Origin of the sequence: Halopenitus persicus (genome assembly GCF_002355635.1) — an archaeon.
Classification (GTDB): domain Archaea; phylum Halobacteriota; class Halobacteria; order Halobacteriales; family Haloferacaceae; genus Halopenitus; species Halopenitus persicus_A.
This window is the reverse complement of the sequence record NZ_AP017558.1, coordinates 385,285-400,728: the sequence shown is the minus strand read 5'-3', so window position 1 is coordinate 400,728 and position 15,444 is coordinate 385,285. Positions and strand designations below refer to the sequence as shown.

General features: G+C 69.3%; 22 protein-coding genes and 3 tRNA genes. 21 read left to right on the top strand and 4 right to left on the bottom strand.

All coding sequences use genetic code 11. The annotated features are described in order from the left end of the window. The first annotated feature begins 51 nt into the window (after nt 1-51). The 15 genes from CPZ00_RS01940 to CPZ00_RS01870 all read left to right on the top strand — a co-directional run bounded on the left by CPZ00_RS01940 (nt 52) and on the right by CPZ00_RS01870 (nt 8,517). Nucleotides 52-137: transfer RNA gene (locus tag CPZ00_RS01940), tRNA-Ser, on the top strand. Nucleotides 138-196: 59 nt separating this feature from the next. After that, nucleotides 197-733 (top strand): 30S ribosomal protein S13, encoded by a 537-nt coding sequence (locus tag CPZ00_RS01935; protein WP_096389160.1) that lies wholly within the window; start codon nt 197-199, stop codon nt 731-733. Beyond that, entirely contained in the window at nt 730-1,257 is a 528-nt protein-coding gene (locus CPZ00_RS01930; protein ID WP_096389158.1) for a 30S ribosomal protein S4, read from the top strand. The genes CPZ00_RS01935 and CPZ00_RS01930 overlap by 4 nt, the downstream gene beginning before the upstream one ends. 6 nt (nt 1,258-1,263) lie before the next feature. Beyond that, nucleotides 1,264-1,653: a 30S ribosomal protein S11 gene (locus CPZ00_RS01925; RefSeq protein ID WP_021074203.1), complete on the top strand. Its 390-nt coding sequence runs from the start codon at nt 1,264-1,266 to the stop codon at nt 1,651-1,653. Between the two features lies 1 nt (nt 1,654). After that, nucleotides 1,655-2,407, top strand: a complete 753-nt coding sequence (locus tag CPZ00_RS01920; protein WP_096389156.1) for a DNA-directed RNA polymerase subunit D — start codon at nt 1,655-1,657, stop codon at nt 2,405-2,407. 193 nt (nt 2,408-2,600) lie between these two features. Beyond that, nucleotides 2,601-2,685, top strand: a tRNA-Leu gene (locus CPZ00_RS01915). Between the two features lie 63 nt (nt 2,686-2,748). Next, nucleotides 2,749-3,102 carry a 50S ribosomal protein L18e gene (locus CPZ00_RS01910; RefSeq protein WP_096389154.1) on the top strand — a complete coding sequence of 118 codons (354 nt, stop codon included), beginning with the start codon at nt 2,749-2,751 and terminating at the stop codon, nt 3,100-3,102. Then, complete coding sequence (locus tag CPZ00_RS01905; protein WP_096389152.1) at nt 3,099-3,548, top strand: 50S ribosomal protein L13; 450 nt, start codon at nt 3,099-3,101, stop codon at nt 3,546-3,548. The genes CPZ00_RS01910 and CPZ00_RS01905 overlap by 4 nt, the downstream gene beginning before the upstream one ends. Beyond that, nucleotides 3,542-3,940 carry a 30S ribosomal protein S9 gene (locus CPZ00_RS01900; protein ID WP_096389150.1) on the top strand — a complete coding sequence of 133 codons (399 nt, stop codon included), beginning with the start codon at nt 3,542-3,544 and terminating at the stop codon, nt 3,938-3,940. The genes CPZ00_RS01905 and CPZ00_RS01900 overlap by 7 nt, the downstream gene beginning before the upstream one ends. Before the next feature lie 12 nt (nt 3,941-3,952). Continuing rightward, nucleotides 3,953-4,147 carry a DNA-directed RNA polymerase subunit N gene (locus CPZ00_RS01895; protein ID WP_039401999.1) on the top strand — a complete coding sequence of 65 codons (195 nt, stop codon included), beginning with the start codon at nt 3,953-3,955 and terminating at the stop codon, nt 4,145-4,147. Between the two features lie 3 nt (nt 4,148-4,150). Then, a complete protein-coding gene (locus CPZ00_RS01890) occupies nt 4,151-4,327 on the top strand; it encodes a DNA-directed RNA polymerase subunit K (protein WP_092816313.1) in 177 nt (58 codons plus the stop codon). Next, nucleotides 4,327-5,529 carry a phosphopyruvate hydratase gene (gene eno, locus CPZ00_RS01885; protein WP_096389148.1) on the top strand — a complete coding sequence of 401 codons (1,203 nt, stop codon included), beginning with the start codon at nt 4,327-4,329 and terminating at the stop codon, nt 5,527-5,529. The genes CPZ00_RS01890 and eno overlap by 1 nt, the downstream gene beginning before the upstream one ends. Nucleotides 5,530-5,565: 36 nt before the next feature. Continuing rightward, on the top strand, nt 5,566-6,399 hold the full coding sequence (rpsB, locus tag CPZ00_RS01880) for a 30S ribosomal protein S2 (RefSeq protein ID WP_096389146.1): 834 nt from the start codon (nt 5,566-5,568) through the stop codon (nt 6,397-6,399). Between the two features lie 340 nt (nt 6,400-6,739). Next, on the top strand, nt 6,740-7,756 hold the full coding sequence (gene mvk / locus CPZ00_RS01875) for a mevalonate kinase (RefSeq protein ID WP_096389144.1): 1,017 nt from the start codon (nt 6,740-6,742) through the stop codon (nt 7,754-7,756). Next, entirely contained in the window at nt 7,756-8,517 is a 762-nt protein-coding gene (locus CPZ00_RS01870; protein WP_096389142.1) for an isopentenyl phosphate kinase, read from the top strand. Before mvk ends, CPZ00_RS01870 begins: the two co-directional genes overlap by 1 nt. A gap of 22 nt (nt 8,518-8,539) precedes the next feature. On the opposite strand, the gene CPZ00_RS01865 is transcribed toward CPZ00_RS01870, so the two are convergent. Then, nucleotides 8,540-9,967 (bottom strand): phosphohexomutase domain-containing protein, encoded by a 1,428-nt coding sequence (locus CPZ00_RS01865; protein ID WP_096389140.1) that lies wholly within the window; start codon nt 9,965-9,967, stop codon nt 8,540-8,542. 130 nt (nt 9,968-10,097) lie between these two features. Between CPZ00_RS01865 and CPZ00_RS01860 the strand changes: the two genes are divergently transcribed. The 6 genes from CPZ00_RS01860 to CPZ00_RS01835 all read left to right on the top strand — a co-directional run bounded on the left by CPZ00_RS01860 (nt 10,098) and on the right by CPZ00_RS01835 (nt 13,499). Then, a complete protein-coding gene (locus CPZ00_RS01860) occupies nt 10,098-11,144 on the top strand; it encodes an Mrp/NBP35 family ATP-binding protein (RefSeq protein WP_096389138.1) in 1,047 nt (348 codons plus the stop codon). Then, nucleotides 11,141-11,500: a hypothetical protein gene (locus CPZ00_RS01855; protein WP_096389136.1), complete on the top strand. Its 360-nt coding sequence runs from the start codon at nt 11,141-11,143 to the stop codon at nt 11,498-11,500. Before CPZ00_RS01860 ends, CPZ00_RS01855 begins: the two co-directional genes overlap by 4 nt. A 148-nt stretch (nt 11,501-11,648) precedes the next feature. Next, entirely contained in the window at nt 11,649-11,966 is a 318-nt protein-coding gene (locus tag CPZ00_RS01850) for a DUF5785 family protein (protein ID WP_096391558.1), read from the top strand. A 103-nt stretch (nt 11,967-12,069) separates the two neighbouring features. Beyond that, complete coding sequence (locus CPZ00_RS01845) at nt 12,070-12,633, top strand: CBS domain-containing protein (RefSeq protein WP_096389134.1); 564 nt, start codon at nt 12,070-12,072, stop codon at nt 12,631-12,633. An 82-nt stretch (nt 12,634-12,715) separates the two neighbouring features. Continuing rightward, nucleotides 12,716-13,285: a GNAT family N-acetyltransferase gene (locus CPZ00_RS01840; protein WP_096389132.1), complete on the top strand. Its 570-nt coding sequence runs from the start codon at nt 12,716-12,718 to the stop codon at nt 13,283-13,285. A gap of 140 nt (nt 13,286-13,425) precedes the next feature. Continuing rightward, nucleotides 13,426-13,499: transfer RNA gene (locus CPZ00_RS01835), tRNA-Thr, on the top strand. Between the two features lie 141 nt (nt 13,500-13,640). Here the strand turns inward: CPZ00_RS01835 and CPZ00_RS01830 are convergent. The 3 genes from CPZ00_RS01830 to CPZ00_RS01820 all read right to left on the bottom strand — a co-directional run bounded on the left by CPZ00_RS01830 (nt 13,641) and on the right by CPZ00_RS01820 (nt 15,437). Beyond that, nucleotides 13,641-13,907 carry an elongation factor 1-beta gene (locus tag CPZ00_RS01830; protein ID WP_096389130.1) on the bottom strand — a complete coding sequence of 89 codons (267 nt, stop codon included), beginning with the start codon at nt 13,905-13,907 and terminating at the stop codon, nt 13,641-13,643. 2 nt (nt 13,908-13,909) lie between these two features. Beyond that, complete coding sequence (locus CPZ00_RS01825; RefSeq protein WP_021074227.1) at nt 13,910-14,089, bottom strand: HVO_2753 family zinc finger protein; 180 nt, start codon at nt 14,087-14,089, stop codon at nt 13,910-13,912. 109 nt (nt 14,090-14,198) lie between these two features. After that, nucleotides 14,199-15,437, bottom strand: coding sequence for a tripartite tricarboxylate transporter permease (locus tag CPZ00_RS01820; protein WP_096389128.1), 1,239 nt, complete (start codon nt 15,435-15,437; stop codon nt 14,199-14,201). Between the last annotated feature and the right edge of the window lie 7 nt (nt 15,438-15,444).

The following is a 15,444-nucleotide window of genomic DNA, read 5'->3' as shown; positions in this document are numbered from 1 at the left end:
GTACTGCAGGGGTGCTGTACCCCGAGTCCGGAAGGGCGACGATACACGCGGGTTGCGGTAGCCAAGTCTGGCCCAAGGCGCAGGGTTGCTAACTCTGTGGCGGTCACGCCTCCGGGGTTCGAATCCCCGCCGCAACGCTCGAATCGAACCGGCGGCGGATGGACGTCCATCCGCCGCACCGACACTCCAGACACCTATGAGTGCAGAAGAACCACAGGACGGCTCGCCGGAGGAGGACGAGGACCTCCAGTACTTCGTTCGTATCGGGGGCGCGGACCTCGACGGAACGAAGACGGTCGAGCGAAGCCTGACAGACCTCAACGGAATCGGCACGCGCGCGGCGCGACTCGTCGCGGAGACCGCCGACGTGGACCGCACGGCCACGTTCGGCGCGCTCGACGACGACGACATCGATGCCGTCGTCGACGTCGTCGAGAACTTCGAGGACCACGTTCCGGAGTGGATGGTCAACCGGCAGAAGGACTTCTTCACCGGCGAGACCGGCCACAAGATCGGAACCGAACTCTCGGAGCAGCGACGACACGACATCAACCGCATGAAGATGATCGACTCCTACAAGGGAGTCCGACACAAGCGCGGACAGAAGGTCCGCGGACAGCGGACCAAGTCCACGGGACGGACCGAGGGCACAATCGGCGTCAACGTCGAGGAGATCCGCGAGGACATGGCCGAAGAGGAAGCGGCCGAAGAAGCGGCCGGTGAGGAAGAATGACGACCGGCAACAACACCAAGGCCTACGAGACGCCCAACCACCCGTACCAGGGCGAGCGGATCGCCGAGGAGGCGGACCTCGTCTCACGGTACGGCCTCAAGAACAAGGAGGAGTTCTGGCGCGCCCAGTCCGAGCTGCGGAACATGCGCCGCGAGGCGCGGCGACTGCTCGGCGAGGCGCAGGGCGACGTCGAGGCCGCTCAGGAGGCCGGCTCGGAGTTCATCGCGCGACTCCGCCGTCTCGGCATCCTCGGCGAGACCGACGACATCTCGGCGGTGCTGTCGCTCGACGTCACCGACCTGCTCGAGCGCCGTCTCCAGACGGTCGCCTACCGGAAGGGACTCGCGTCCTCGACGAAGCAGGCGCGACAGTTCATCGTCCACGGACACGTCACCGTCGACGGCGCACGCGTCACGCGCCCGTCGAAGAAGGTCGACACGACCGCGGAGGAGACGGTCGCCTTCGACGAGACGAGTCCGCTCGCCGACGAACTACACCCGGAACGCGCGGACGCACAGGAGTAACCATCCATGAGCGACTCAGAAGACGGAAAGTGGGGAATCGCCCACGTCTACGCATCGTTCAACAACACGCTCATCACGGTGACCGACGAGACCGGCGCCGAGACGATCGCGAAGTCGTCCGGCGGGACCGTGGTGAAACAGAACCGCGACGAGGCGTCGCCGTACGCCGCCATGCAGATGGCCGAGGTCGTCGCCGAGGAGGTCAAGGCGGCCGGCCTGGAGGGCGTGCACGTTCGCGTGCGCGGTCCCGGCGGCAACCTCAACAAGTCCACCGGCCCCGGCGCCCAGGCGACGATCCGAGCGCTCGCCCGCGCCGGCGTCGAGATCGGCCGGATCGAGGACGTCACCCCGATCCCGCACGACGGAACGAAGGCGCCGAAGAACAAACGGATCTAACATGAGCGAGGCCGACTTCGACGTGCAGTACATCGAACGCGACGACCGGAGCGCGCGGGTGTTGATCCGCGGGCTGTCGCCGGCGTTCGCCAACGGCATCCGCCGGGCGATGATCGCCGACGTCCCGACGTTCTCGATCGACACGGTTCGGTTCGTCGAGAACTCCTCCGTGATGTTCGATGAGATGCTCGGGCTCCGGCTCGGGCTCGTCCCGCTCACGTCGCCGCTCGACGACTTCGAGATCGGCGACGAGGTGACGCTCGCGCTCGACGTCACGGGACCGCGAACAGCCTACTCCGGGGACCTCGTGTCCGCGGAGCCGCTCGTGGAACCCGCCGACGAGAACGTCCCCCTCATCGAGTTGAAGGAGGGACAGCGGGTCGAGCTGGAGGCCGACGCGGTGCTCGACACCGGCAAGGAGCACGCCAAACACCAGGGCGGCGTCTCCGTCGGCTATCGACACCTCCAGCGGATCACCGTCGAGGGCGACCTCGGCGAGTTCGACGAGGAGGAACCGCGCATCCTTCGCGGCGTGATCGAGACGGAGGACGGCGAGATCGTGCCGACCGAAACCTTCGACCACGACCTCTCCGAGCGGTACCCGGGCAAGGACGTCAGCGTCGAGGACGTCCCCGGCGCGTTCGTCTTCCACGTCGAGACCGACGGCTCCGTCGACGTCGAGGAACTGATCGTCCGCGCGATCGGAACGATCGAGGACCGCGCGGACGAGCTTCGAACCGCAATCGCCGTCTGAACAGCCATGTCCCTTCATCCCACCACCCCGACACGAACGCTCGCCCCCGTCCGTCACGGACGGGCCGTGAGCGCCGCCGGAACCGCCGGCACGGACGTCGGGGAGGTCCGATCCGGACGATCGACGCGGTCGACGATCGCGTCCGGACGGACCGAAAGTGGTTTGAAGGGCGCCGAAGTAGCGTGGAGTGCACGCAGGGATAGCCAAGTCAGGCCAACGGCGCAGCGTTCAGGGCGCTGTCCTGTAGAGGTCCGCAGGTTCAAATCCTGCTCCCTGCACTCCACTTTTCACCCCGGCGACGCGACCGGTCGCCACGCGTACCTTCATTTCGGAGGACACCAATGAGTAGCAAGACGAATCCACAACTACAGAACCTCATCGCCGACCTCAAGTCGGCATCCCGCGACGCCGACGCTGCGGTCTGGCAGGACGTCGCGGATCGGCTCGAAAAGCCACGGCGCACGCACGCTGAGGTCAACCTGGGGCGCATCGAGCGCTACGCCCAGGAAGACGAGACGGTCGTCGTCCCCGGCAAGGTGCTGGGCAGCGGCGTGCTCGAGAAGAACGTCACCGTTACCGCCGTCGACTTCTCGGGAACGGCCCGAAAGAAGATCGAGCAGGCGGGCGACGCGGTGCCGCTCGCACAGTTCGTCAAGGAGAACCCCGCCGGATCGAACGTCCGGGTGATCCGATGAGTCTCGCCGAGTTCGACGCGGACGTCGTCGTCGACGCCCGCGACTGCATCCTCGGTCGCGTCTCATCCATCGTCGCCCAGCGCGCGCTCGAGGGCGAGCGCGTCGCCGTGGTCAACGCGGAACACGCCGTGATCACCGGCAACGAGGAGGACACGATGGACACCTACCACACGCGTGCGGGCCTCGGGTCGGACAGCGGTCCGTACTACCCGAAGCGTCCCGACCGGATCTTCAAGCGAACGATCCGCGGGATGGTGCCGTATAAGAAACAGCACGGCCGTGAGGCGTTCGAGAACGTTCGCGTGTACGTCGGCGATCCCTACGAGGGCGACGACGATCACGAGTCGACCGTCCTCGAGGACACCTCGCTGGACCGCCTGTCGAACATCAAGTTCACGACGCTCGGGGACGTCTCCGAGAGTCTGGGTGCTAACGTCACATGGTAACCAATACATCCGGCAAGAAGAAGACGGCCGTCGCCCGCGCCACCGTGCGCGACGGCGAGGGTCGCGTGCGAATCAACTCCCGACCGGTCGAGCTGATCGATCCGGAGCAGGCACGCCTCAAGATGCTGGAGCCGTTCCGCATCGCGGGTGAGGACCTCCGCGATCAGGTCGACATCGACGTCACCGTCGACGGCGGCGGGTTCAGCGGCCAGGCGGACGCCGTGCGAACCGCGATCGCCCGCGGGCTGGTGCAGCACCTGGGCGACGCGGAGCTGCGCGACGCCTACATGAGCTTCGACCGGACGCTGCTGGTCAACGACGTTCGGCAGTCCGAGCCCAAGAAGTGGGGCGGACCCGGCGCACGTGCCCGGTATCAGAAGTCCTACCGCTGAGGTGATCCACCCATGATGATCCCTGTCCGGTGTTTCACGTGCGGCAACGTCGTCGGTGAACACTGGGACGAGTTCAAAGCGCGCGCCCGCGAGGGCGATGAGGACCCCGGCGAGGTCCTCGACGACCTCGGCGTCGACCGGCACTGCTGCCGGCGGATGATGGTCAGTCACACCGACCTCGTCGACGTCGTCTCCCCGTACCAGTAACCTATGTCAACGAACCACAACCGCTACGAGAAGGCACGCATCCTCGGCGCACGAGCGCTGCAGGTGTCCTACGGCGCACCGGTGCTCATCGACACCGACGAGACGCAGCCGATCCTCGTCGCCGCCGAGGAGTACGACGCCGGCGTGCTCCCGTTCACCGTCCGCCGGGAGGAGGCGTAATGACGCGAGTCACGTCCGTCTCGCTGCGTCGGGTGCTCGATTCCCGCGGGAACCCGACCGTCGAGGCCGACGTGCTCACCGAATCGAGCGGGTTCGGACGGGCTGCGGCGCCCTCGGGCGCCTCGACCGGCGAATACGAGGCGGTCGAGCTCCCGCCCGCGGAGGCGATCGCCGCCGCCCGCGAACACGCGGTGCCGCGACTCGAGGGCGTCTACGCGGGCGATCAGCGCGCTGTCGACGCCGCGTTGCACGCGGCGGACGGCACCGAGGACTTCTCCGCGATCGGGGCCAACGCGGCGGTCGCGATCTCGATGGCCGCTGCGAAGGCGGCCGCCGACGTTCTCGGCGCACCGCTATATCAACATCTCGGCGGCGCCTTCCGTGGCGGGAACTTCCCCGTGCCGCTGGGCAACGTGATCGGCGGCGGCGAACACGCCGCCGACGCCACGCACATCCAGGAGTTCCTGGCCGCGCCGACGGGCGCGCCGAGCGTCTCGGAGGCGGTCTTCGCGAACGCGGCGGTCCACGACGCGGTCGCGGAGATCCTCGCCGACCGGGGCGTCCCGGCGGCCAAGGGCGACGAGGGTGCCTGGGCGCCGTCGATCGACGACGCGGAGGCGTTCGAGGTGATGGCGGCGGCGACCGAGCGGGTCGCCGACGACGTCGGCTTCACCGTCCGGTTCGGCCTCGACATGGCCGGCGCGGAGCTGTACGATTCCGAGGCCGACGCGTACGTCTACGGCGACCGGACCCGCTCGCCCGCCGAGCAGGTCGAGTACGTCGCCGATCTGGTCACGGAGTACGACCTCGCGTACGTCGAGGACCCCCTCGACGAGGAGGACTACGACCGGTTCGCCGAGCTCACCGACCTGGTGGGCGACCGGACGCTGATCTGCGGGGACGACCTGTTCGTCACCAACGTCGACCGACTCCGAACGGGGATCGAGACGGGCGCCGGAAACAGCATCCTGATCAAGCCGAACCAGATCGGGACGCTCTCCGACGCCGTCGACGCCGTCGAGCTGGCGGTCAGAAACGGCTACGACCCCGTCATCTCCCACCGCTCCGGCGAGACCGAGGACACGACGATCGCCCACCTGGCCGTCGCCACCGACGCACCCTACATCAAGACGGGGACGGTCGGCGGCGAGCGGACGGCGAAGCTCAACGAACTGATCCGCATCGCCGAGGACGCGGTGTGATGCCGAACCGACATTCAACCGAGACCACCACCACCCATGACTGAGGACAACGACACGGTCGAACTCGACGCGGACGCGGACGCCACGGCGGAGGACGCCGCGGCGGCCGACGCCGACCTCGAGGACGCGGCCGACACGACAGCCGAACAGCCCGACGACGCGGCGGCGGCCGCCGAGGCCGACGCCGGCTCGGACGAACCCGACGCGGACGCCGCCGAGGAGGCGGCCGACGTGGACGACGAGGCGGACGAGGAGCCGCGCTTCGACGACGACGTGATGCCCGACGAGGACGCGGATCTGCTCATCCCCGTCGAGGAGTACCTCGGCGCCGGCGTCCACATCGGGACCCAACAGAAGACGCAGGACATGGAGCGGTTCATCCACCGCGTCCGCGACGACGGCCTCTACGTGCTCGACGTCTCGAAGACGGACGAGCGCATCCGCGTGGCCGCCGACTTCCTGTCCGGCTACGCCCCCGAGCAGGTGCTCGTCACCTCCTCGCGACAGTACGGCCGCTTCCCGGCCGAGAAGTTCGCTGACGCGATCGGCGCGCGCGCCCGAACCGGCCGGTTCATTCCGGGTACGCTGACGAACCCCGATTACGCCGGCTACATCGAGCCGGACGTCGTGGTCGTCACGGACCCGATCGGCGACGCCCAGGCCGTCAAGGAGGCCATCACGGTCGGCATCCCCGTCATCGCGATGTGCGACTCAAACAACCAGCTGTCGAACGTCGACCTGGCGATCCCGACGAACAACAAGGGTCGCCGCGCGCTCTCGGTCGTCTACTGGCTGCTCGCCAACGAGACGCTCGACCGCCGCGGTGCCGACACGGTCTACGCCCTCGAGGACTTCGAGGCCGAGCTGTAGCGACCCGAATTTTTCGTTTCCTGACGGACGCGTTCGCGCCTGTGGCGCGTGGTTCGGAGCGGCCGCGCCGGTACGCGGCGAACCGTCGTTCCCGCGTCGTCGACTCGCAACCCACGGCGACGAACGGGATCACGGCGGCGCGACCGCGCCGCGTCCATTCCCCAATTCCCCCGGTGATCGCCCGCGGCATACGGAGCGGATCACCTGGCGGGCTTTCCGGGCGGGGAGTATATAAGTACTCGTCCTTCGGAAGCAACCGATGTCGTGGCGGGCGCCGCGGCGACGGTCGCGTCCGACCACAAGCGCAACGCCTGTTATCGCCGAGCCTGTGGTGGGGAGTATGACCGTCTGCAGCGCGCCGGGGAAGGTGTATCTCTTCGGCGAACACGCCGTCGTCTACGGCCAGCCCGCGGTGCCGTGCGCGATCGAGCGCCGTGCCCGCGTGACCGTCGAGCCGCGCAGCGACGACCACGTCCGCGTCGCGGCCGAGGACCTCTCGCTCGACGGGTTCACGGTGGAGTACGACGGAACCGTCGGCGACCATCCCGACGTGGACGTCGAGCGCTCGTTGCTCGACGCCGCGATGGGCTACATCGACGCCGCCGTCTCGCAGGCGCGGGACGCGGCCGGGGCGCCGAACGCGGGCTTCGACATCACCGTCGAGAGCGACATCCCGCTCGGGGCCGGGCTCGGGTCCTCGGCCGCGGTCGTCGTCGCGGGCATCGACGCGGCGACCCGCGCGCTCGGCGAGCCGCTGGCGCCGCGGGAGCTGGCCGACCGAGCCTATCGCGCGGAGTTCGACGTCCAGGACGGGCAGGCCTCGCGTGCCGACACGTTCTGCTCGACGATGGGGGGCGCGGTGCGCGTCGAGGGCGACGACTGCGAGCCGATCGAGACCCCGAACCTTCCGTTCGTCGTCGGGTTCGACGGCGGGGCCGGCGACACCGGAGCGCTCGTGGCGGGCGTCCGGGGGCTCATCGAGGAGTACGGCTTCGCGGACGAGACGGTACGGTCGATCGGCGACGTCGTTCGCGAGGGCGAGGACCTCCTCGAGGCGGCGACGCCCGGGTCGGAGCCCGACGCGGAGCTGCTCGCCGAGCTCGGCGACCTGATGAACTTCAACCACGGGCTGTTGTCGGCGCTTGGCGTCTCCGCACGCTCGCTGGACGCGATGGTGTGGGCTGCGCGCGACGCCGGGGCGCACGGCGCGAAGCTGACGGGCGCCGGCGGCGGCGGGTGCATCGTCGCGCTCGACCCGACGCCGGAGACGGAGACGGCGCTGTCGTTCACGCAGGGGTGTGCCGACGCCTTTCGGGCGGAACTCGCGACCGAGGGCGTTCGGGTGGAGGCGCCGTGATGACTGGATCGACGGTCGTCTGCAAGCTCGGCGGCAGCGTGATCACCGAGAAGGACCGGCCGGAGACGCTCGACGCGCCCGCGTTGGACGCCGCCTGCGACGCGATCGCCGGCGCGCTGGCGGACGGGCTCGTCGACGACCTCGTCATCGTCCACGGCGGCGGGAGCTTCGGCCACCACCACGCGAGCGCCCACGGTGTGACCACGACAGCGGGAACCCACGACGTCGGAGCCGTGATGGACGTCCACGGGGCGATGACGACGCTCAACCGGTTCGTGCTCGACCGCCTTCACGAACGGGGCGTGGACGCGATCCCCGTGCACCCGCTGTCGGTCGGCGCGCGGGCGGACGGTCCGGAGGGTGATCTCACGTTCCCGACGGACGCGGCCGCGACGCTGGTCGAGGAGGGATTCGTGCCAGTGTTACACGGTGACGGGGTCGCCACCGCGACGGAGGGCGTCACGGTGATCTCGGGCGACGAACTGGTCGTCGAGCTGGCAGGCGACCTCGGTGCCGACCGCGTCGGTCTCTGTTCGACCGTTCCCGGCGTGCTCGACGGCGCGGGCGACGTCATTCCCCGGATCGACGCCTTCGCCGAGGTGGCCGACCTGCTCGGCGCGAGCGAGTCGACGGACGTCTCGGGCGGGATGGCTGCGAAGGTCGAGGAACTGCTCGCGCTCGGATCGCCGGCGTTCATCTTCGGGCCGGACGACCTCGAGGGGTTCCTGCGGGGCGAATCTCCCGGGACGCGGATCGGGTAGGTCGATCACTCGGCCGTGTCGATCACTCGGCAGCCTCGATCGCCCGGTCCAGCAACGTCGCGGCGCGATCGTACAGGGCGTCGGTGTCCGCATCCGTCCGCGCCTGTGCGGTCAGCCGGATCAGCGGCTGCGTGCCGGAGGCGCGAACGAGCAGCCAGCCGTCGGCGGTCTCCACCCGGACGCCGTCAAGAGCGCTCACGGCGTCAGCGTCGAACTCCTCGTCGACGATGGACGCGAGGGCGTCCATCACGGCCCCCTTCGCGTCGACCTCGCGGTTCCCTCGCCGGATGGGGTACGAGGGGAGGTCCGCGACCCGCTCGGAGAGGGAGCGCTCGGCGGCAAGGGCCGCGATCCGGATCGCGGCAAGCGGTCCATCAGGACAGAGCGTCTCGGACGGGAAGATCCACGCGCCGGAGGGTTCGCCGCCGAAGACGACCCCCTCCTCGGCGGCACGCTCGGCGACCGCGACGTCACCGACGCGGGTCCGGACGAGTTCGGCGCCGACCGCATCGAGGGCGTCGTCGACCGCGAGGCTCGTGTTCAACGGCGCGGCGACACGCGGGGTCGCGGCGTCGTCGACGTCGTCGGCGCCGGCGTCCGCGTCCGCCACGGCGTCGGCGACGGCGGCACGCGCGAGCAGCGCGAGCAGCGTATCCCCCTCGAGGAAGCGCCCGTCGTCGGCGACCGCCATCATCCGGTCGGCGTCGCCGTCGTGGGCGATCCCGAGGTCGGCGTCGGTTTCGGCCACGTGGGAGCGGAGCGACGCACAGGTCTCGGCGGTCGGCTCGCTCGCTCGGCCCGGGAATCGGCCGTCCCGCTGGCCGTTGAGCGTCTCGACCGTGGCGCCGAGTTCGACGAGCGCGTCTGCCGTGACGCGGCCCGTCCCGTTCCCCAGATCGACGACGACGCGGGCGTCGGTGAGCGACGCGGTCGCCCCGCGTTCGTCGGCAGCGGCGAGCGCTCGTCGCCCGGCGTCGACGATCGCCGCCCGATGGCTGGCCGTCGCGGGACGTTCGAAAACGTCGCCGAACCCGTGACGCCGGCCGTGGTCGTTCGGGTCGGCCGGGTCGAACGCGTCCGACCGGACGCGGTCCGCGATCCGGTTCTGAGCGGCGGCGTCGAAGGCCTGCCCGGAGGGGGTCCAGAGCTTGAAGCCGTTGTCGGCCGGGGGATTGTGGGAGGCGGTGACCGCGACGCCGGCGTCGGCGTCCGCGCCGGCGACCGCCCGGGCGATGGTCGGCGTCGCGGCGACCCCGACGTCGAGGACGTCGGTTCCCGACTCGACCAGGCCCGCGGCGAGCGCGTCGACGAGCGCGCGGCCGGAATCGCGAACGTCACGGCCGACGACGACCGCGTCGGCCTCCATCCCGAGCGCGCGGCCGATGGAGACCGCGAGGGCAGCCGTAACGTCCTCCCCGACCGGACCGCGAACGCCGCTCGTTCCGAACATACCGTCGGGTGGCGGAGTGGCCCTAAAAGCGATCGGGTCACGCACGCCGGCGGATGAGGTTGACGGCATCCGTCGGCCCGGAACCACCCGTGACACAACCCTTATTCGACCGACACGCCTCCCTTCGGGTATGGACGAATCCGGCGTACGCGATCTCCTTCGGTCGGTGGTCGACCCCGATCTGGACGACGACATCGTTTCCCTCGGGCTCGTGAACGACGTGACCGTGCGCGAGGACGGGACCACGGTCAGCGTCTCGCTCGCGCTCGGGGCGCCCTACTCGCCGACCGAGACGGCGATCGCCGAGGAGGTTCGGGGGACGCTTTCGGACGCCGGCCTCGACCCCGAGCTGTCCGCGCGAATCCCGTCCGCGGTCGCCCCGGACGAGCAGGTCCTCCCGAAGGTGAAGAACGTCATCGCGGTCGCCTCCGGGAAGGGCGGCGTCGGGAAGTCGACGATGGCGGTCAACGTCGCGGCCGGCCTGGCGGACATGGGTGCGAGCGTCGGCCTGTTCGACGCCGACGTCTACGGCCCCAACGTGCCGCGGATGGTCGGCGCCGAGACGCAGCCACGGACCGACGGCGAGACGATCGTCCCGCCCGAACAGTACGGAATGCGCGTGATGAGTATGGACTTTCTCACCGGCGAGGACGACCCCGTCATCTGGCGCGGCCCGATGGTACACAAGATCATCACCCAGCTCGTCGAGGACGTCGACTGGGGCGAGCTCGATTACCTCGTGCTCGACCTCCCGCCCGGAACCGGCGACACGCAGCTGACGATCCTGCAGACGCTGCCGCTGACCGGCGCGGTGATCGTGACGACCCCGGAGGACGTGGCGCTCGACGACGCGGTCAAGGGGCTCCGGATGTTCGGAAAACACGACACCAACGTGCTCGGCGTCACCGAGAACATGGCCGGCTTCCGGTGTCCCGACTGCGGGAGCGTCCACGACGTCTTCGGCGAGGGCGGCGGCGAGCGATTGGCGGCCGAACACGACCTGCCGTTCCTCGGCGGCGTCCCGCTCGACCCCGCCGTCAGAACCGGCGGCGACGGCGGGGAACCGATCGTGTTGGACGAGGGGGAGACGTCCGAGGCGTTCGCGGCCATCAGCGCGGCCGTCGCGAACAACGCCGGCGTCGTCCGCCGCCGCCAGGCGGCCGATCAGGCGCGATGACGGCCGGCGACGAGGATCCGGAACCGGACGCGGATGGGACACCGGACGCCCACGATGCATCCGCCATCCGCGATGCACCCGCCATCCGCGATGCATCCACCGTCCACAATGCGCCCGCTGTTCACGATGCGCCCGCTGCTCGTGCGATCCCCGCCGACGCCGCGGAAACGCGACGAGCCCTCCGCGCGATCGCCGAGGACGTTCGCGCGGACAGCTCCGAGAGCCAGCAGGTCGCGGCCGTCCTCTATCGAGTCTCCGACCTGTACGACCCCGCGGAGGACACCTCGCCGGAGGCGATCTACCGGAACGTCCGGCAGATCATGCGGGTCAAAGCGCAGGGCGGTCTCGACCGCTGACCAGTTGTTCGGGGGCGACACGCTCGTTGACCAGTTGTTCGGGGGCGACACGCTCGTTGACCAGTTGTTCGGGGGCGACACGTCCGTCGACCGGGGAAGGGGTCGACCGGAACGTAACGACTATGCCAGCCGATCGCGAAACCAGGATATGGACTGGCCACACGACCCCGACGGTGAGGAGGGGAGCGAGGGCAAACGGAAGTACGGGCACGCGGTCCTCGCGAAGAAGATCGACGAGGAGGAGGACTTCCCGCTGTCGGCCGCGGAGTACGTCGAGGCGTACGGCGACCACCCGGTTCGGATCGACTACGAGACCGTCGTCTCCGTCGAGGAGATCTTCGATCACGTCGATCGGGAGGAGTTCGCGGACTTCGTCGAGTTCCACCGGGAGCTCGGCCGGTCGATGCGCGAGGCGGGGTACTGGTTCTACGAGGGTGCCGAGACGTTCGTCGGCGCCGACGCATAACCGGCCGGAACGCCGGTTCGACGCGCCGATCCGTGAGATAGGTTCCCATCCGTGTTAACTGTACTGGAGGTAGGTTTTACAGGGACAGGTCCGATCTACCAGTATGAACAATGGTACCACTACCCGAGACGTGATGCACAGGGAGTTCCTGGGCGTCAGCGAGTCGGACGAGCTCGGCGAGGCCGCGGCGCTGCTGGTGGCCGACTCCGCCGACTGTCTGGTGGTCGTTCGCGGCGATGAACCGGTCGGCTGTCTCTCCCCGCGTGACGCCCTCGCGGCGGTGCTGGAGGGCAACGATCCGAACGGGACGACGGTCGGGAAGGTGATGAGTCCGCCGGCACCGACGATCGCGGCGAGCGAATCGATCGCCGCCGCCGAGGAGCGGCTGATCGCCGAGGGAACGAACCGGTTGATCGTCACGGAGGACGGACGGGCGGTCGGCGTCCTCACCGAACACGACGTGCTCGCTGCTCGACCCACGCAACGGCTCGAGAACGCGACCCCCGAAGCCAACGGCGAGCGGCGATCGAGGTCCCTGGAGCGGGATGCCGAACGGGGAACCGAGACGGAACCGACACAGAGCATCTGTGAGGTCTGTGGAACCCTGTCCGCGACCCTCGAGCACCACGACGGGCGACTCGTCTGTCCGGACTGTCAGGAGGTCTGAGTGCGCTCGTGGCCGGTCCCGTCCCCGTAGTCGCGTCCTCCGATCGCGAGCGAGAGCCCGACCCCGACCGATTGGATGCGTAATGACCGAACGAGAAACGGACGCCGAGGACGAACCGACGGACGAAACCGATACCGGCGACGATGCTACATCGTCCCACGCGGTCGTCGCCGCCACGATGGCGGACCTCGACGCGCTCGTCGACCTGTGGCTCGCACTGGCGAGCGATCAACGGGAGGAGGGGTCACATCTTCGGGCTCGACCCAACGCACGGGTCGTTCGAGACAGGCTTGCGGAAGCCATCGTCGCGGAGGAGGTCTTTCTTGCCCGGTCCACTGACACGGCACCTGGAAGGGACGACCCCGCTGAACGCGACCCGATCGGATTCGTTCTGGTTTCACGCGAACGCGGGTCCTACGAACGGGACGTCGACCGGGGATTCATCGACGCGCTGTTCGTCAAGCCGGGAGCCCGTGACGGCGGGATCGGTTCGTCGCTGCTCGATCGGGGGGAACGACGACTCGCGACGGCCGGGGTCGACGCCGTCGCGATCGAGGCGATGGCGAGCAACGTCGACGCGCGTCGCCTCTATCGTCGGCACGACTATGAACCCCATCGGGTCGAGCTCGAGAAGGAACTCCCCGACCGGTGACCAACGGTGGCCGACCCCGGGCCGACCCCGGGCCGGTACGAAACGGGCGGGCGGCTGCGTCCCGAACCCGCCGACGACGCGGCCCGATCGGGCCGGAAAACCGATACTGACTCAAAGGTGGGTCGACAATCCGGTCCCGTGCCAGGGGAGCATGGGCGGTTCATGCACTCGACTTGTAATCGAGACTTCCGGGGTTCAAATCCCCGCCCTGGCTCGTTCTTGCGTCAGCTGACCATCAGTTTTGACTGACCGCCAGTGGTCGTCGTACGCTGAAACAACGACCCCGGCGTGAGAGGCGCTCTCAGCGGGCAGACGGCCGAGAAAACGAACGCTCCGAGACGAAGGACTGCCGGCGTTACAGACGGCCGACGTTCTCGACCGCGACGGATTCGACGCCCTCGACGCCGCTGAACGCCTCCTCGACGGCCTCGGTGCCGCCCGCGTCGTCGGGGACGATCACGGTCGGCAACAGCGCGACGAGGCCGAACGCGACGTCGTCGCGTTCGAACCCGCGGATCTTCGCGCCCTGGGGGAGCGAGTCCTCGAGCAGCTCCTGGAGCTCGTCGAGGTCGACCTCGGGACTGTTCGGCATCACCTTGATCTTGGCTGCGACGTCACCCATCGTTAGGGCCCCCGGAAGCCGCAGTCGGGACACTCATACAGGTTGCTCTGCTTGCGGCACTTCGCGCATCGGCTGATGTTCGTGCCGCACTCGGGGCAATCGAACCGGGCGGCGTTCATCCCGGCGACCTGGATCCCGCAGGAGACGCACTGAGTGGCCGCCTGCTGCTGACTATCGCTCATACTCTGATGAACCGGGGCGCGACTTTTAACCGTTGTTCTTTGCGTTCGGTCGGGATCGGTTTCGGATCCCTACCGTCCGGTGCCCGCGCGAAACGTCGCGCGTACCTGGTCACGATCCCAACAGCAACGGACCGATCAACACCCCCATCAGATGGACGCGACGGGTGCCGACCCGCGGCGGAACGAGCCCCAACGCCGCGGCGACGACGAGCGTCCCGACGCCGACGAGTCCCGCGAACAGGAACGAGAGTCCGACCAGAAACGTGAGTACGCCGAGCGAGAGTCGAGCGTAGTCCGCCCTGCCGACGATCCGGAGGTACGCGTCGCCGACCAGAAGCAGCACGCAGAACCCGATCCCGGCGGCGAGGGCGGTCGCCGCGAGCAGGACGGGGAGGGCGAGCGGAACCGCAACCTCCTCGATGGCCACCATCACGCCCGTCCGGGGCACGCCCAGCGCGACGAGCGCGAACAGCGCGAAGACCGTGTTGCTCGTCGACGCGCCGCTCGTGGCGACCACGAACCCCCGGTCGGCGTCCGACCGTGGAACGACGGGGATCGCCGCCGTCGCGGCGATCGCCGCCGAGACGCCCGGCAGATAGCCGACGATCGCCCCCGCGAACGATCCCGCAGCGGCCGTAATGCCGAGCGGCCGACGGTCCATCGCGATCCGGGCGTCCGACTGGGGCGGCACGCCGGCACCGTCGATCGCGTCGATGAGGACCGGCGCACCGAAGAGGCCGCTGAACAACGGCGCGAGCATCCCGCCGGTCGAAAGCGGCGCGTTCGGGTCGACGTCGAGCGTGACCGATCCGAGAAACGCGCTCGCGAGAAAGACGCCGAGCCCGGCGACCGCCGCCCGCCGCGAGGACTCCGTCACGAGGAGGAATCCGACGACTGCCGCCAGGACGATCCCGATGTTCGCCCGGATCGTCGGATACGCGTGGATCATCACCCACGTGACGGGGATCGCCAACGGAACGGCGAGCAGCACCGCCAGCCCGGATCCGACCGCGGAGAGCCGCAACGCCTCGCGACCCCGCCCGGCGATCACCAGCCGATGGCCAGGCAGCGAGGCGACCGCCATCGCGGCGTCCGGGACGCCCAGCGAGAGGGAGGGAACGATGTCGAGGAACGTATGTACCACGCCCGCCCCGAGCATCGCGCAGCCGACGAGCAGCGGGTCCGCGGGGATGCTCGGGGCGGCGCCGGCGAGCACGAGCGCGAAGTTGTTCGCGTGTAGTCCCGGGATCAGCCCGCTGATCGTTCCGAGGGCGGCGCCGCCGACCACGAACGCGATCGCGGCAACCGCGAACGTCGGGTCGACGACCGGCCGGAACACGGGGTCCATCCCGACG

Excerpts from the sequence above, each read along its gene's own strand:
- CPZ00_RS01935 (WP_096389160.1), top strand. The coding sequence starts at position 197 with ATGAGTGCAGAAGAACCACAGGACGGCTCGCCGGAGGAGGACGAGGAC.
- CPZ00_RS01930 (WP_096389158.1), top strand. The coding sequence starts at position 730 with ATGACGACCGGCAACAACACCAAGGCCTACGAGACGCCCAACCACCCG.
- CPZ00_RS01925 (WP_021074203.1), top strand. The coding sequence starts at position 1,264 with ATGAGCGACTCAGAAGACGGAAAGTGGGGAATCGCCCACGTCTACGCA.
- CPZ00_RS01920 (WP_096389156.1), top strand. The coding sequence starts at position 1,655 with ATGAGCGAGGCCGACTTCGACGTGCAGTACATCGAACGCGACGACCGG.
- CPZ00_RS01910 (WP_096389154.1), top strand. The coding sequence starts at position 2,749 with ATGAGTAGCAAGACGAATCCACAACTACAGAACCTCATCGCCGACCTC.
- CPZ00_RS01905 (WP_096389152.1), top strand. The coding sequence starts at position 3,099 with ATGAGTCTCGCCGAGTTCGACGCGGACGTCGTCGTCGACGCCCGCGAC.
- CPZ00_RS01900 (WP_096389150.1), top strand. The coding sequence starts at position 3,542 with ATGGTAACCAATACATCCGGCAAGAAGAAGACGGCCGTCGCCCGCGCC.
- CPZ00_RS01895 (WP_039401999.1), top strand. The coding sequence starts at position 3,953 with ATGATGATCCCTGTCCGGTGTTTCACGTGCGGCAACGTCGTCGGTGAA.
- CPZ00_RS01890 (WP_092816313.1), top strand. The coding sequence starts at position 4,151 with ATGTCAACGAACCACAACCGCTACGAGAAGGCACGCATCCTCGGCGCA.
- eno (WP_096389148.1), top strand. The coding sequence starts at position 4,327 with ATGACGCGAGTCACGTCCGTCTCGCTGCGTCGGGTGCTCGATTCCCGC.
- rpsB (WP_096389146.1), top strand. The coding sequence starts at position 5,566 with ATGACTGAGGACAACGACACGGTCGAACTCGACGCGGACGCGGACGCC.
- mvk (WP_096389144.1), top strand. The coding sequence starts at position 6,740 with ATGACCGTCTGCAGCGCGCCGGGGAAGGTGTATCTCTTCGGCGAACAC.
- CPZ00_RS01870 (WP_096389142.1), top strand. The coding sequence starts at position 7,756 with ATGACTGGATCGACGGTCGTCTGCAAGCTCGGCGGCAGCGTGATCACC.
- CPZ00_RS01865 (WP_096389140.1), bottom strand. The coding sequence starts at position 9,967 with ATGTTCGGAACGAGCGGCGTTCGCGGTCCGGTCGGGGAGGACGTTACG.
- CPZ00_RS01860 (WP_096389138.1), top strand. The coding sequence starts at position 10,098 with ATGGACGAATCCGGCGTACGCGATCTCCTTCGGTCGGTGGTCGACCCC.
- CPZ00_RS01855 (WP_096389136.1), top strand. The coding sequence starts at position 11,141 with ATGACGGCCGGCGACGAGGATCCGGAACCGGACGCGGATGGGACACCG.
- CPZ00_RS01850 (WP_096391558.1), top strand. The coding sequence starts at position 11,649 with ATGGACTGGCCACACGACCCCGACGGTGAGGAGGGGAGCGAGGGCAAA.
- CPZ00_RS01845 (WP_096389134.1), top strand. The coding sequence starts at position 12,070 with ATGAACAATGGTACCACTACCCGAGACGTGATGCACAGGGAGTTCCTG.
- CPZ00_RS01840 (WP_096389132.1), top strand. The coding sequence starts at position 12,716 with ATGACCGAACGAGAAACGGACGCCGAGGACGAACCGACGGACGAAACC.
- CPZ00_RS01830 (WP_096389130.1), bottom strand. The coding sequence starts at position 13,907 with ATGGGTGACGTCGCAGCCAAGATCAAGGTGATGCCGAACAGTCCCGAG.
- CPZ00_RS01825 (WP_021074227.1), bottom strand. The coding sequence starts at position 14,089 with ATGAGCGATAGTCAGCAGCAGGCGGCCACTCAGTGCGTCTCCTGCGGG.
- CPZ00_RS01820 (WP_096389128.1), bottom strand. The coding sequence starts at position 15,437 with ATGGACCCCGTGTTCCGGCCGGTCGTCGACCCGACGTTCGCGGTTGCC.